10 protein-coding genes are annotated in these 14,594 nt (G+C 58.5%); all 10 read left to right on the forward strand.

Annotated elements, in window-relative coordinates:
* Positions 1–30 precede the first annotated feature (30 nt).
* The gene (locus tag HMPREF0372_RS00190; RefSeq protein WP_009257719.1) at positions 31–396 is read left to right on the forward strand and encodes a homing endonuclease associated repeat-containing protein; all 366 of its coding nucleotides are present in this window, start codon (positions 31–33) and stop codon (positions 394–396) included.
* 459 nt (positions 397–855) lie between these two features.
* Positions 856–2,247, forward strand: a complete 1,392-nt coding sequence (locus tag HMPREF0372_RS00195; protein ID WP_007487857.1) for a PQQ-binding-like beta-propeller repeat protein — start codon at positions 856–858, stop codon at positions 2,245–2,247.
* Between the two features lie 133 nt (positions 2,248–2,380).
* Positions 2,381–7,699 carry an S-layer homology domain-containing protein gene (locus HMPREF0372_RS00200; protein ID WP_007487858.1) on the forward strand — a complete coding sequence of 1,773 codons (5,319 nt, stop codon included), beginning with the start codon at positions 2,381–2,383 and terminating at the stop codon, positions 7,697–7,699.
* 236 nt (positions 7,700–7,935) lie between these two features.
* A complete protein-coding gene (locus HMPREF0372_RS00205; RefSeq protein WP_155116934.1) occupies positions 7,936–8,595 on the forward strand; it encodes a hypothetical protein in 660 nt (219 codons plus the stop codon).
* Positions 8,596–8,710: 115 nt separating this feature from the next.
* Positions 8,711–10,387: an S-layer homology domain-containing protein gene (locus HMPREF0372_RS18615; RefSeq protein ID WP_007487875.1), complete on the forward strand. Its 1,677-nt coding sequence runs from the start codon at positions 8,711–8,713 to the stop codon at positions 10,385–10,387.
* Between the two features lie 27 nt (positions 10,388–10,414).
* Positions 10,415–10,726: a hypothetical protein gene (locus HMPREF0372_RS00215; RefSeq protein ID WP_007487878.1), complete on the forward strand. Its 312-nt coding sequence runs from the start codon at positions 10,415–10,417 to the stop codon at positions 10,724–10,726.
* Positions 10,723–11,688 (forward strand): DUF4430 domain-containing protein, encoded by a 966-nt coding sequence (locus tag HMPREF0372_RS00220; protein WP_007487880.1) that lies wholly within the window; start codon positions 10,723–10,725, stop codon positions 11,686–11,688. The genes HMPREF0372_RS00215 and HMPREF0372_RS00220 overlap by 4 nt, the downstream gene beginning before the upstream one ends.
* A gap of 709 nt (positions 11,689–12,397) precedes the next feature.
* Complete coding sequence (locus HMPREF0372_RS00225) at positions 12,398–13,240, forward strand: energy-coupling factor transporter transmembrane component T (RefSeq protein ID WP_007487886.1); 843 nt, start codon at positions 12,398–12,400, stop codon at positions 13,238–13,240.
* Positions 13,225–14,211 carry a TIM barrel protein gene (locus tag HMPREF0372_RS00230; RefSeq protein ID WP_039996356.1) on the forward strand — a complete coding sequence of 329 codons (987 nt, stop codon included), beginning with the start codon at positions 13,225–13,227 and terminating at the stop codon, positions 14,209–14,211. Before HMPREF0372_RS00225 ends, HMPREF0372_RS00230 begins: the two co-directional genes overlap by 16 nt.
* Positions 14,204–14,594: ABC transporter ATP-binding protein (locus HMPREF0372_RS00235; RefSeq protein ID WP_007487891.1), on the forward strand; the 391-nt coding region annotated here is incomplete at its 3' end. The genes HMPREF0372_RS00230 and HMPREF0372_RS00235, both read left to right, overlap by 8 nt.

Below are 14,594 nucleotides of genomic sequence, written 5' to 3' on the forward strand. Positions count from 1 at the left end.
GGATTGTGCCACAAGTCAGGAGGCTGTTTTGTGAGCGGCAAGTATTTCACCGGTGATCAGAAGCTCAGCAAAAAACTCATTGGGCGCACCAAGGAAGCGCTTCGTCAGCGAAATGTTCAGTTTGCCCAGACGCACGGTGACGCCAGCGACGAAGAGCTGCTGGACTATGTCCGGGGTGAGGCGGCACGGCTTGGAATGACGCCCAACGCCGGGGAGATCATCGGAGGCCACTTTATCGCGGTTCGCTTTGGCTGCTGGAAGAATGTGGTCACGGCGGCGGGGCTGGTCCCGCCGAAGAAGCAGAAGCCCCTCCCCAAGCGGCAGATCTTCAAGGAGGAGCTCCGCTGTCAGGCGAGAGAGCGGGCATACACAGAACAACAGAACAGCAGCGAGTAATCCTGATGAAGAAGGGGATCCCCTTCTTCCGTCATAGGGGGCTACCCCTATGACGAGCCTCCTTTAGGAATCCAGCGGGCCTTCGCCCGTTTCAAATGGCCGAAGCGCGGCCGACAACTGAATAGCGGCATCGGAAGGGGATACCGGCCTGGGGAAGCGCGCGGGGAGAGGAGCGCGCCAAGGGCCGAACAACGCGGTCTGCGTCGGGGCGGACGGGAGCGCAGGAACGGGGTCCGGTGCTTGCGCAAGGGCGCGTTCACAGGCCGGACAGGCCGTGACGATAAGTAACATGGGAATTTTATGCGAACTGGAAAGGTCGGGTGGTTGGGAAATGTCTTTTGATTGCGGCCATGGGAGCATGCACGCCTATGGCTGCTGAGTCCGTGTGCATGCCGCACGGGGAATCCTGCTCATGCGGCGGTCGAGCAAAGGAAGTTTAATTTTGAAGGAGAAAAAGCCATGCAAAAGATGAAAAACGGCAAAAAGGTTCTGTCCGTGTGCCTGTCTCTGGCGATGGCCGCGGGCATGCTGTCCACCAGCGCGTTCGCGTCCTGGAACGTCTACGGCGGCAGCAACAATCACAACGCGGTGGTGACGGAGGCTCCTACCACGCCGGATAAATCCGGCCTGGACAGCTACATCCAACTGCATTGTACCGGCTCCGGCTGGGACGGCGTGGACAACGTGCCCGTATTGCAGACGGTGAACGGGACTACCTATGCTTACGTTCTCTACGATGGCTATGGAGCCAGCGGCGCGCTGGTAGCCAAGATCAGGTGCGCGGAAAACGGCGGCAGCAGCATCGTCTGGACTACCGATCCCTACGGCACGGAGGGAACCTCTCTGAACGCCAAGAGCGGCTTCCAACTGTCTACCCCCTATCTGGACGACAATGGCACCCCCAACGACGCGTCGGACGATACCCTCTATGTGGGTACCATCAGCCAGTATGACGACTACGAGGGCGGCGAGTGGCTTACCGGTACCGGCAGCAAGGTTATGGCTCTTACCGGCCTGGATCAGAACAAACCCACTGTGACGAATGTCCTGACCGGCATCAATGGCCAGATCAACACCCCCATCACCACCGACGGGACCTACCTGTACTTCGGCACCTGGCCCGGCGGCAGCAACGCGGGAACCTACTATCAGGTCAAGCTCTCCGACTACTCGGTGAAGACCTTCACCCCCGACAGCTACGGCTTCTACTGGGCCGGCGCGGTGAGCGACGGCACCAACGTCTACTTCGGCAGCGACAATGGCCTGCTGTACTGGCGGAGCATCGCGGATTTTGACACAACCGGCGGCGTGCTGGATCTGACCGATGTGGCCAGCGACGCGGGCAATGTGCGCTCCACCGTCATGCTGGATGACGGCTACCTGTACTTCACCACCCAGGGCGGCTACCTGTGGTGCTGCTCCTATGAGGACGGGCTGACGGTCGAGTGGCACATCAAACTGGGCGCCACCTCCACCTCCACCCCCACCAAGGTGGGCGACCGCATCTACGTGGGCTACTACTCCGGCTTCAATGCCGGCGGCGTTCAGTGCGTCACGCTCTCGTTGGATGAAGAAGGCAACATTGTTCCTTCTATCGCTTCGGTGACCTCCGGCTTCCCCGTTCAGAGCTCCATCGTGGTGATGGGCGACGGCACCGGCACCGACTACCTGTACTTCAACACCAACGCCCAGAAGGGTGCCGGCTACTGCTACAGCTATGACGGTGGCACGACCGGCAGCAAGGTTTGGGGCACAACGGGCGACACCTACGCCCTGGGCGGCATGGCCATTGACAACGGCTACGCTGTCTTCGGCAATGACTATAACCACCTGTACGTGGTGCACGACTGACTGGAGTGGGCGGAGCTCCGCCCACTCCATGAGGAAGAGAAACGAAGCGCCTGGCCGCCGATGTGCTCGGCGGCCAGGGGTATTTTTCGGCAAAGCCTGGAAGGCTTTGTCTGAGGAGGTTCCATAGTTTGCGATGAAGAAAAAGATTTTTTCCTTGCTGTTGGCTGTGTCGCTTCTGTTGTCGCTTTGCAGTCCTGCCGCCATGGCGGTAAGTCCTGTTACAATTGTCATTGACCTGACAAATTATACAGGAGAGGTAAGCGGAAAGCTGTCGGGGAAAGTTATAGAGGCTCAGAAACGAAATGAATATACCGTTCCCACAAGTGGAGGCTATTTACCTGGAACAACGATCAGTTTGGGAGACGGTATAACCTGTAGTTGGAAGGTAGAAGGGCTGGACAAAGGCTATCTTATATATGATGAAAACAGCCATCTAAGCGCTATCAAGCTCCATCCGAGCAATGAGACGAAGGTTATTACTGTTACTGATAGTAAGCTGGTGGTAACGCGAACAAAGAGGAGTACTCTGACAGGTTCCGATGGATGGAACGGCGCGACCGTTGTACTTACGCCCGTTTTTGAAGAAGCGCAGTACTCCGCCACCGTAAATGTGGAAGACGCGGGTATGGGAACTGCGAAAGCGGATTCCTTAGGCGGTGCAAAATACACACTTTCCGCTATGGGGGCGGAGGGCTATGCGTTCGACTACTGGAAGGTGGAAGGATCTGATACCCCCATCTATGAGAATCCCTATACCGTGAATCTGGAGGCGGACACCACCTTTACCGCCTACTTTCGGGCTCTGCGTGTTCCCAAGGTGGATGCAGGGGAGGGCGGAACGGCCGCATTTACTTATGAAAATTCATCCAACGGTGCGGATCAGTACACCCTGACGGCCACGCCGGATGAACTCTATATGTTTGACTACTGGAGCTGGGAGGGCGTCCCAACCGGCGCGGAAAACAGCGCGCCGGAGGAGCAGGTGCTTCCAGATGAGGATATGCCGGAGGATGGCGGCGAGGCGGAGCAACCCGCCGAATCGCCGGAGCCCGCCCCCTCCGAGCCGGAGACGACCGCGCCCCCGGAGGAAGATGCGGGCGAGGCGGAGCCTCCCGCCGAATCGACAGAGCCCGCCCCCTCTGAGCCGGAGGTGACCGCGCCGCCGGCGGAGACGGGCGCTCCCACAGAAGAGCCCGCGCCGGCCGAGCCCGCCCCGGACGGGGCGGAGGATGCCACCGGGGCGGAGGCGGCTGTGCCCTCCCCGGCGGCTCTGCTGCGTCTGAACGCAGAGGAGACCCCCGATGTAGAGGAGACCCCCGATGTAGAGGAGACCCCCGGTGTGGAGGAGACCCCCGGTGTGGAGGAGACCCCCAACGTGGAGGAGACCCCCAACGTGGAGGAGACCCCCGATGTGGAGGAGACCCCCGCTCCCGTAGAGAATAATGACCTTCAGGCGATAAACCTGGAGGAACTGACCCGGGACTGGGACGAGACGGCCAATCCCATGACGGTGGCCCTGGCCGAGGGCATGGAGAGCGTGACCTTTACCGCTCACTTCAAGCTGGCGGAGGTCACCCTGGGCGAGGGCGCGTATCTGAAGGGAAGCGGATCTTCGGGGATCACTGTCAATCCGTCCTTCACAGAGGAGGAGGGGGACACGCTTCCGGCGGGCAGCCGGGCCCGGCTCTACCTCCCTCTCAGCGTACCATCCAAGATCCCGGACGGACAGCTCACCGTCACGCTCTACGGGGGCAGCTTGGCAGAGGGAGCGCCTCTCAGCAGCAACGTCATTACACAGGACTGGGAGGCCGGCAAAACCTATTGCATCTGGCTCCCCATCGACCCGCTGCCCTACACAGACGAGCTGACGGTGACGGCGTCGGTTCGAACCAACGCGGGCACCACGGAGACGGCGGAGATGACCTACGAGATCTCGACAGAGGACAACGAGGCCAACAGCGCGTTCACCTATGTGACCAGCCCCAACGTACCCGCCGGAACCGGAGGCTCCACCACAGAGGCAGGGCCCGACATCCGCGGGGTGTCCGGCTGGACCGATCCGGAGACCGGAGAGGCCGAACTGTACTTCTACGGTAAGGACGGCGTCTACACCTGGGCGGACAGCGGGGACCGGGATCTGATGAGCATCAGCGACGGCCTGCCCACCATTACAGGAGACGCGGCTGGCGTCCTCGCCGTGGGGCCGGACGGACAGGGCGGCCTGCTGGCCGCTGTCAGCGAGGTGGGGAAGGAGATCGATAAGGTCACCACGCCGGGCTATCCGTCAGACGCCGAAGGGGTGATCCTCCGCGGGGCGCACTTTCTCTACCGCTACGACGGCACGTCCTGGAGCCAGGTGGATGCCTCCTGCTTCTCGGATTACCAGAAGATTTACAATCAAGAAGCATACAACCTGAATCAGCCCCGCGACCCCGGCGACGCGGTGGTTATCCTCTCGGACGGCACCGTATGGCAGAACAAGTACCACTGGGACGGGACGAAGTGGGAAAAGAATGAACATGAGTTCAACTCCCTCTACCGGGTGAGCGACACGGAGATCTACGCCGGGGCGGCCGACGGCCTGTACCAATACAATGGTACAACCTGGAACAAGGTAGAAACCGCAAACATCTCCGGCTCGCTCGAGGTGGCGAGCGGCAACGCCGACGGCAAACTGCTCCTCATGGCAGGGAAAAATAATTATGACCCGTACCTGTGGGATGGCAGCTCCGCAACGAAGCTGTCGCTGGAAGGGCTGCACCTTAATAATACAAATAGTGCCCAGAGCAGATTCTTCGGGCTGGACCAGGACGGGATCCCCTATGCGCTTGTCAACGGTTCGGGCGAAGGACGGAACTATCTCGCGGGCAACGGTTATGACGGCAGCTACGTCTATAAGTGGAACGGTGAGAAGTGGGTCTATCAGGTTATGGCCGACTTCAACGACCCCAATGAGGATCCCAACGACCTGAGCAAGAAAATCCGCCCTGACGGTGTGACCGCCTTGAGCGGCGTCATAGACGGCGTCAGCGCCATGTATGGCGAAGACGGCGCGGGCGCGATCTACCTCTCGGTGGATGACGCAACCATTACCTTTGACGCCCAGGGCGGCACGTTTAAAGATGACTCGCTGAAAACCATGACCGCCCCCATCCTCAGCGAGGTGGATTCGTCCAAGGTGCCCAGTGTTGCCAAGAGCGGCAATGCCTTCGGCGGCTGGTACTATGATGCGGCCTGTACCGAGGGCAAGAAGTGGGATGCCAATACCGCCCGGATGCCGGGGAAAGACATCACGCTCTACGCCAAGTGGACGGAGCGCACCGGCCCCGTGGCCCCCGACGACCCGGAGATGCAGTATCACCGGGAATCTGCCCTGGACAACCTGGAAAAAGCATTTAACAAGTATAAGGAAAGCGACTACAGCGAAGCAAACTGGAAAAAGCTGGTGGCCGCATATGAGCAGGGAATTGCGGATATCAACGCCGCTCTGCCAGCCGAGGACTTCATCGAAAATAACATCATCGCGGCCCTGAACAAGGCGCTGGCCGCTATGCAGGCCATCCCTGCTGACCACGCCGGACGGATCGAGGTGGCGGTGTCTATGGACGCAAACACCTTGAGTCTGGGCTATCTGATTAAGCCGACCCTGGTCACTGTGGATGACCGTACCCCCGCCAGCGTGGTCATTACCGACCTGCTCAGAGAGAACGGCTACGACTGGGAGAACACCGGAAGCATTACCAACAGCTTCTACCTGGCCGGTGTGAAGCCTGTGAACCAGACCAAAGCCAAAATCCCACAGTACATCTTGGACCATGCCGGCTCCGTCAACATGGGTGACAGCAGCGATAAGACATTGAGCGAGTTTGATTACCACAACATGTCCGGCTGGATGTACAGCGTGGACAACGACTTCCCCGGCGTGGGCGCATCGAGCTGGCAGATGTCGGACGGCGAGGTCATGCGCTGGCAGTTCACCGTCTGGGGATATGGCGCAGACTTGAACGCAGACAATTCCGCCTGGGGCAGTTCCAGTATCGTGAACGTGGGCGACAAGGGCTCCCTTACCTGGGCCGTGGCCGAGCTGCGGAGCGAGTACGACGACGAGGTTCTGGAGGCCAACGAGGTCTATATGGACGCCATGGAGGTTCTGACGGACCCTGAGGCCAGCCAAAGTAAAATTAACAGCGCGAAAACCGCGCTGGCCAAGGAGGACTTTGACAAGCAGCCTGAAAAACCGGACGTTCCAACCGTGGATGTGAAGCCGGAGGCCAATGTGGATAAGGACGGCAACGCCAAGGTGGAGCTTACCGAAAAAGAGATCGAAACGATGATCGAGAATGCAGTGGAAGGCGAGGCGGAGATCATTGCCATCTCTCCCAAGATGGACAGTGAGGCCACCAGCCTGGAGGTCACATTCCCCAAGGGCGCCGTGGATGCTATTTTGGAAGAGACAAAGGCGAGTGTATCCATACAGAGCGATCTGGGCCGGGTGCTTCTGTCCCGGGATGTCCTGACCTCCATTTCCGAAACGACGGAGGGTGGCGCGGTCACCGTGACGGTGGCCGCCGGTAAAGCTGAGAACGCCGGTGGGCTGCTGAAGGGACAGAAGGATGTGACCGAGGAGGCCCTGAAGGACTGCTCTGTGACCGAGGTGACCATCCGCTCCGGCAAGGAGAAGGTAACCGCTTTCGGCGGCAAGTCCATCACCCTCTATCTGCCGGTGGAGAACAAGGCGTTTGAGGTGGGCAAGAGCTATGTCGTCTATCAGATCAGCGACGACGGTTCTGTGGAACAATTGGTGGGCAAGTGTGTCAAGACTGGTGGAAAGCGCTTCCTTGAGTTGACCACCACCCACTTGAGCACCTTCGTGGCGCTGCCTGTCGAGGTGGTGGATATGCCCTTTACGGATGTGAAGGAGGAGGACTGGTTCTACGGCGCGGTGGTGTATGCCTACCAGAACGGTATCCTGACCGGAACGGGTGAAACCACCTTCTCTCCCAACGGCCCCATGACCCGCTCGATGCTGGTTACGGCGCTGTGGCGGCTGGAGGGCGAGCCTGAGGCGTCTGGCGCATCCGGTTTCCCGGATGTGAAGCCGGATGCGTGGTACGCCGAGGCTGTGGATTGGGCCAGCCAGACTGGTCTCGTCAGCGGCACAGGTGCGGGCTTTGACCCGGAGGGCAGCGTGACCCGTGAGCAGATTGCCTCCATCCTGTACCGCTATGCAAAGCTTAAAGGCTGGGATGTGAGCAAAACGGCCAGTCTACAGGATTTTGCCGACGGTGCGGATACCTCCGCTTGGGCAACCCGGGCTATGGAGTGGGCCTATGCGGAGAAGCTGATTACCGGAAAGGATGGAAATCGTCTGGACCCGCAGGGCCAGGCCACCCGCGCTGAGGTTGCCGCCATTCTGATGCGGCTTCTGGAGAGCAAGGCGGAGAAGGCCTGAGACTCTGGAAGAACCATAAAGGCCCCGTTTGGCTCCGGTCTGCAAAACCAGGCCGGGCTGTATGGGGACTCCCCCGGTAAGGATAGAGGGAGCCCCTCCTTACTCGAGCAGGAGCCCGGCAGACCGAATTCGACCTGCCGGGCGGCCCTGCCCACAATCAAGCAGAAAACACAGTTGGGTGAAACTCCGGGAAACCGGTACGGGCCTGCCCCCGCCGTCCAGTCGGCAAGACCTGATTGTGGAAAAATGGGTGGGATGTACCGATACAAGGCACGTTCACCCAATGGGAGAGCGTGCCTTTACTTGTTGAGGTGAGCGGTATAATGCTCAAAGAGCAAAAGCTGACGGAAAAAGAGCTGCGGGGATACCGCCAGTGGCTCTCAGAGCTGGACGAGGAAAGCCGGGGAGAGCAGGGAACTTCCAGACAGGCGATGGATCCGGACCTGTGGAGAATTTTTGACCCCAAAGGGAATATTGGCCGGCAGATTTATGAGAGCTATACGGATGAGGCGCTTTTGGAGGCTGTGGTGGTGACAATGGACCATCCGGGGCATAAGCCTCGGACATATCAGCTCAGTCCCATTCGCCAGGTTTATTTGAAGCAGCGGTTTGGAAACATCAATAAAGCCTGCTGGGCGGCCAGAGGATTTCGGAAGAGGCTGGAAGAGCAAAAGCGGTGGCCGCCAGACTGGCCGGAGCGGGTATCCGCTGACGGATTCAGGGCGTATTGTGAACGGATTGGTTCTCCCCTGACGGAGCGGGAGGCAGAACTGGCAGAACGCATGTGCGGGCTTGTCAGAAAGAGCTGGCACCCACCGGAGGAAGAAGAAATCCCGCCGGAGCTCAAGAAGCTGTTTCAAAAAAGCGATGCACCAATAAAATGGCCATGGAGCTGATGGGCATACCCGTCCTTAGCAAGCTGGCCATGAAGCATTTGTGGAGCTATTGGCTCAGTGCCTGGGGGAAACCTGCAGGGCCTTCCGAAGAAAAAGCAGAAGGAGACTCGGTCATATGAAGAAATGGAAACAGCGCGGATTCGCATTTGTGCTTGCCCTGTCCCTGACCACAGGCCTGTTGACGGGAGCACAGGCGGCCGTATCCAAAGAGACCTTGAACGATGCGGTGCAGGATACCGCAGAATATATGTACCGCACCGTACAGAACCCGCAGGTAGGGTCTATCGGCGGTGAATGGGCTGTGCTGGGGCTGGCCCGAAGTGGGTACGATGTACCGGACAGCTATTATCAGGACTACTATGCCACTGTGGAGGCCTATGTAACGGCCTGCGACGGCAAGCTGCACGATAAGAAATATACGGAGTATTCCCGGGTGATTGTCGCCCTCAGCTCGATTGGGAAGGACGCCAGAAATGTGGGGGGATATGACCTGACTAAACCGCTGGGCGACTATGACAAGACCATCTGGCAGGGACTTAACGGCCCCATCTGGGCGTTGATTGCGCTCGACTCCAGAGATTACCCCATGCCGGAAAACCCAGAGGCAGAGACACAGGCGACCCGGCAGATGTACATAGACCGCATATTGGAGTGCCAACTGCCTGACGGAGGGTGGAGCCTTTTCGGAGGAACCTCTGCGGCATCCTCCGGAGACGGCGTATCCGACCCGGACATCACAGGGATGGCGCTGCAGGCGCTGGCCAAGTATCAGGATCAGCCAGCAGTGGCAAAGGCGACGGAGGAAGCGCTGGCGTGCATGTCCAAGAAGCAGAACAGCGAAGGCGGTTTTTCCTCTTGGGGGACTAAGAATTCCGAGAGCTGTGTCCAGATTATCGTAGCTTTGTGCGAGCTGGGAATTCCGCTGGACGCCCCCCGTTTTGTCAAAAACGGAAACACGCTCCTGGACAATCTGATGACCTTTTATCTGCCCGGAAACGGGTTCCTGCACACGGCAGACGGCTCCGGCTCCAATCAGATGGCATCGGAGCAGGCGTTCTATGGCCTTATTGCCGCCCAGCGGCTTCAGGACGGCAGAAACAGCCTCTACCGGATGAGCGATGCCCGAACCATCCCAGACGGACCGGCGACAGGTCCTGCCAAAGGAGCGGGATTGGAGGGGAAAGATCCGGCAGTCCATTCCAGCCCTATCACTCAGATGGGCAAAACATTCGATGACATTACCGGGGCCAATGCCCATAAAAATCAGCCTGCCATTGAGGCGCTGGCCGCCCGCGGCGTTATTGATGGCAAGTCCGATGGAAGCTTTGACCCGGAGGGGAGCATGACGCGTGCCGAATTTGCTGCAATCGTGGTGCGGGCGCTTGGTCTCACACCGGAGGGGAAGAACAGCTTTTCTGACGTTGCAGCAGAGGCATGGTATGCGCCCTATGTGGGGACAGCCTATTCCTGCGGCATTATTACCGGAGTCGCAGACGGCCGGTTCAACCCCAGCGGCACGATCACCCGCCAGGAGGCCGCGGTAATGGTTTCCCGTGCAGCCAAGCTGTGCGGACTGGAGACAGAAATGGACAATGCAGCAACCCGAAATATGCTGGCGCAGTTCCCTGATTATATGAGTACCGCCGAATGGGCCCGCGCTCCGCTGGCATTCTGCTATCAGGAGAAAATTTTGAACCAGGCTGAGCTGAACATTAGGCCCCTGGAGGCTATAACCCGGGCCGAGGTGGCTCAGATGCTGTTCAACCTTTTAAGCAGTGCCAATCTGCTGTAAATTTATTGTATAGGAGTGAAAAGAACCATGCTGAATCAGAGCTGGTTCAGGAACCAGAATAATGTGGTATGCTGTCGGAAAGAAGAGGTTCTGCCCAAACTTGCACGGGAGCTGGCAATTCCGGATTTGTCCCAACGAGTGGAGGAATTCCAGAAGACGCCCACAGCGGAAGGTGTGAACATAAGTGGGCGCAAACGGACTACACTGAAGCTCCTGATTCCGAATCTGACGTTCTCTGAACCTATTGATATGGGCGAAAACGTGTGGATCTATATGGGAGAACTGTGTCCGGCTTACTGCCTGTATATGCCGCAGGAGGACGGTGAAGAAAAGAAATGAAGCTGACGAAGGGGAAGGTAATCGGGGCGCTGGCTATCCTGGTGATCCTGGCGGCGGCCTTTTGGTATGGTGGCAATGCACCGGGACTCCAGGGATGGACAGTAGGCGTCCGCGAGAGCAGCCCGGTGCTGGAGAGCATACAGCCCAGCCAAACACCAGAGGAAACAGGGAAAGATGGCAATAGCCCAGAGCCGACGGAGACGGCAGGGGCTTTGGAAACCCCTGCGTCTCCGGGAACCCCGAAGCCCTCGGAAACTCCTGCACCCACGGAGTCTGCGGCTCCAGAGACACCAACGCCTTCGCCGGAGGGGCTGGCATCCCGGCCCGGCGGGCTGGAAGGCGGAATGACGGCGGAGGAAAAAATTGCGGCGGCAGAAGCCATTGCGGGCGGCTCCTCCGCCGGTGTGGAAAAGGGAGACAGGGAATACTCAGAAGCCAACGGCATGGAGATCAATCCGGAGACTGGAAAGGACAAGTATCTTACAGATCCGGTGCCGGAGGGAAAGCCCCTGCCGGTGGAGCCGCAGGATGTGGAGTTCTCTGATGTGACCCATACCTGCACGCTTTCTGTCCGCTGCGACACTATTTTGGACAACATTGACTGGCTGGATCCAGAGAAGGTGGAGCTGGTACCGGAAGACGGAGTCATATTCCCTGCGACGACCGTTACGTTCTACGAGGGTGAAAGTGTGTTCAATGTGCTCCAACGTGAGATGCGGAAGGCCGGCATCCACATGGAGTTTGAGGATACACCGATGTACAACTCCGCCTATATTGAGGGGATTAACAACCTCTATGAATTTGACTGCGGAGAGCTGTCCGGCTGGATGTATAAGGTGAACGGCTGGTTCCCCAATTATGGCTGTTCCCGCTATCAGCTCAAAGAGGGCGATACGATAGAGTGGGTCTACACCTGTGACCTGGGTGTGGATGTGGGCGGCTTCTATTCCACCGGCGGTTGAGTACACACGGAAGCGAGCTTGACTTTATGCCATATGTGGTGGAAACAGGAAAGGCGAAGGTTTCTGTAAAAGAGTATACCGAACGCTGTGTAGATGTAGAGCGGTTTCTGGGATTTTGCAGGGAGTGCAGCAGCTATAACACGCGGTGGTCCTGCCCGCCCTTTTCCTTTCAGCCGCTGCAGCTCTGACATCAATTTAACCATCTGACGCTGTTTGCGCGTATACTGCACCCATCCCCGGATGAAACGCTTCCGGTGCTGATACGGGGAATGCGGGAAGAGAAGGCGGGGATGATGGCGGAGCTGTTGAACAGGGAAAAAGTCTCCCCATACGTCGGCACATTCCGCAGGCGGATGCAGCTTGTGTGAGACAACTGCATCAGGACATGCGGGAGCCCCTGGCCGGAGGAGACGCGCTATTCCTTCAACGTCCTTGGGGGAGACAGCGGGAAAACCATGGAGCTGTATTTTGGACGCCCCATAGTTTGGAGTCATAACGGCGAAGTGCCGGAGTACCTGACTCTCATGGGCGGACTTCTGGTGAACTGACACGCTATTTTCGTGAAAAACTAATAAAAAATTTACGTGGGGCGCGGCGCCTTACCGCGCCCCACGTCTGGAAGGGATGCCTTATTCAATACAGGGATACATTTTCCAGCTATCACCCTATTATAAACTTTTTATATTTTGGATTGGTAATTGCTTTTACCATGTTTCTGATGCACCCGGTTTCGCTGGCGATTTCTCTGGCTTCCGCTTTGGTCTATGCCGTATACCTGAACGGACGGCGAGCAGTGCGCTTCAGTCTGTTGTATATGCTCCCCATGATGGTGGTTGCCGCCCTGGTTAACCCGGCGTTCAACCACGAGGGAGCCACGATTTTGACCTATCTGCCCTCCGGGAATCCCCTGACGCTGGAGAGTATCCTGTATGGAGCGGCGGCAGCGGCCATGCTGGCGGCGGTTGTCACCTGGTTTTCCTGCTATACGGCGGTCATGACCTCGGACAAGTTCGTGTACCTATTCGGGCGCATTATTCCGGCCCTCTCTCTCGTCCTGAGTATGACGCTGCGCTTTGTACCAAAATTCCAAGCGCAGCTTCAGGTCGTATCAGAGGCCCAACGGTGTATTGGCCGGGATGTCTCTAATGGTGGGGTGCTCCGGCGGCTTCGCAATGCAATTACGATCCTCTCCATTATGGTGACCTGGAGCTTGGAGAGTGCGATTGAAACAGCGGACAGCATGAAAAGCCGTGGGTATGGGCTGCCTGGACGGACAGCATTTTCCATCTACCGGTTTGACAGCCGGGATCAATCGGCACTTTCATGGCTGCTCTACTGCGGATTTTTCCTCTGCTGCGGCGCGGCGGCAAAGGGCTTTTACTGGCGTTATTATCCTACGGCGAGAGGAGTGCCGCTGACACCGATGACCGTCTGCCTCCAAGCAGTGTATCTGGCTTTGTGCCTGATGCCGGTCATCCTGAATATACGCGCGGACCGGGAGTGGGGAGTGCTGCGCAAAGAAAACGAGGTGCAGCCATGTACCAAACAATGAGCCTCCCGCTGTATTCGGGGAGCTTTGAAGAATACCACGGCTGGGGCGACCTGCGGGCGGAGCTGGCAGCTCTGGGATGCGACGGCATGGAGGGTATCTGGAGCGGTGAGGAATTTCCTGAGGATTTGCCGGCAGACCTGGTTATCGGCTATCACCTCACCTTCTATCCGGACTGGCTGGACTTCTACCGGGATGACCGGAGGGCGCTGAAGCGAAAATTCGGTTCACTGGATGCTGCGGCACGCTTTTACGGCGGTCCAGGGCCGGAGACACTGCTGGAGCAGTACCGGGCGGATCTGCGGCGCGCGGCAGGGCTGAATCCCCACTATGTGGTCTTTCATGTATCGGATGTCTCAATTGAGGAAGGGTATACCTACCACTGGCTGCACACCAATCAAGAGGTCATTGATGCGGCGGTGGAGGTGATAAACCTCATTCTGGGCACGGAAACATGGCCCTTTGAATTCCTTGTGGAAAACCAGTGGTGGCCCGGCTTTACGTTTACGGAGCCGGAGGAAACCGTCCGCCTGCTGGAGGGAATCCGTTTTGCAGGGAAAGGGATCCTGCTGGATACCGGACACCTGATGAATGCCTGCACCGGGCTGAAGAGTGAGGCAGAGGGAGCGGACTATATCCGGCGCATGCTGAACCGGCATGGCAGCCTGGCAACGTGGGTGCGGGGCGTTCATCTGCACCAGTCCCTGAGCGGGGCCTATGTGAAGACTCACACCGGTTCACTACCGGCGGGACTGCCGCAGGACTATATGGAGCGGTTTGGAGTGAGCTATCAACATATCCTCCAGATTGATCAGCACCGCCCCTGGACAGACCCCGCCATTCTGCCGGTTCTGGAGCAGATTGGCCCGCGCTACCTGACCCATGAGCTGTCCTCCCGCGGGCGCGTAGCCCGGGCGGAGGCCGTGGGCGCACAGACAAGACTATTACGGCGGGGAGGGCGGATGTGTGTCTGAGCAGAAGCAGCCAAGTATTGAAATTGAACATTTTTCCTTCTATTACCCGGAGAGGACGGAGAAGACGCTGGACGATTTGACGCTGACCGTGGAGCAGGGGGAATTCCTGGTGCTGTGCGGCCCGTCGGGGTGTGGCAAGTCCACGCTTCTGCGACAGCTCAAGACGGTGCTGGCGCCCCACGGCCGAAGGCTGGGAAGCATCCGTTTCGAGGGGCGCCCTTTGGAAGAACTGGATCAGAGGGAGCAGAGCGCCGGAATCGGCTTTGTGCAGCAGGACCCCGAAAACCAGATTGTCACCGACAAGGTGTGGCACGAACTCGCCTTTGGCCTGGAGAGCCTGGGGTATGACACGCCTACCATCCGGCGCCGGGTGGCTGAGATGG

The organism is Flavonifractor plautii ATCC 29863, from assembly GCF_000239295.1.
In the GTDB taxonomy this organism is placed as follows: domain Bacteria; phylum Bacillota; class Clostridia; order Oscillospirales; family Oscillospiraceae; genus Flavonifractor; species Flavonifractor plautii.

Coding starts and splice junctions, on each gene's coding strand:
- HMPREF0372_RS00200 (WP_007487858.1), top strand. CDS start 2,381: ATGAAGAAAAAGATTTTTTCCTTGCTGTTGGCTGTGTCGCTTCTGTTG.
- HMPREF0372_RS00230 (WP_039996356.1), top strand. CDS start 13,225: ATGTACCAAACAATGAGCCTCCCGCTGTATTCGGGGAGCTTTGAAGAA.
- HMPREF0372_RS00220 (WP_007487880.1), top strand. CDS start 10,723: ATGAAGCTGACGAAGGGGAAGGTAATCGGGGCGCTGGCTATCCTGGTG.
- HMPREF0372_RS00215 (WP_007487878.1), top strand. CDS start 10,415: ATGCTGAATCAGAGCTGGTTCAGGAACCAGAATAATGTGGTATGCTGT.
- HMPREF0372_RS00225 (WP_007487886.1), top strand. CDS start 12,398: ATGTTTCTGATGCACCCGGTTTCGCTGGCGATTTCTCTGGCTTCCGCT.
- HMPREF0372_RS18615 (WP_007487875.1), top strand. CDS start 8,711: ATGAAGAAATGGAAACAGCGCGGATTCGCATTTGTGCTTGCCCTGTCC.
- HMPREF0372_RS00195 (WP_007487857.1), top strand. CDS start 856: ATGCAAAAGATGAAAAACGGCAAAAAGGTTCTGTCCGTGTGCCTGTCT.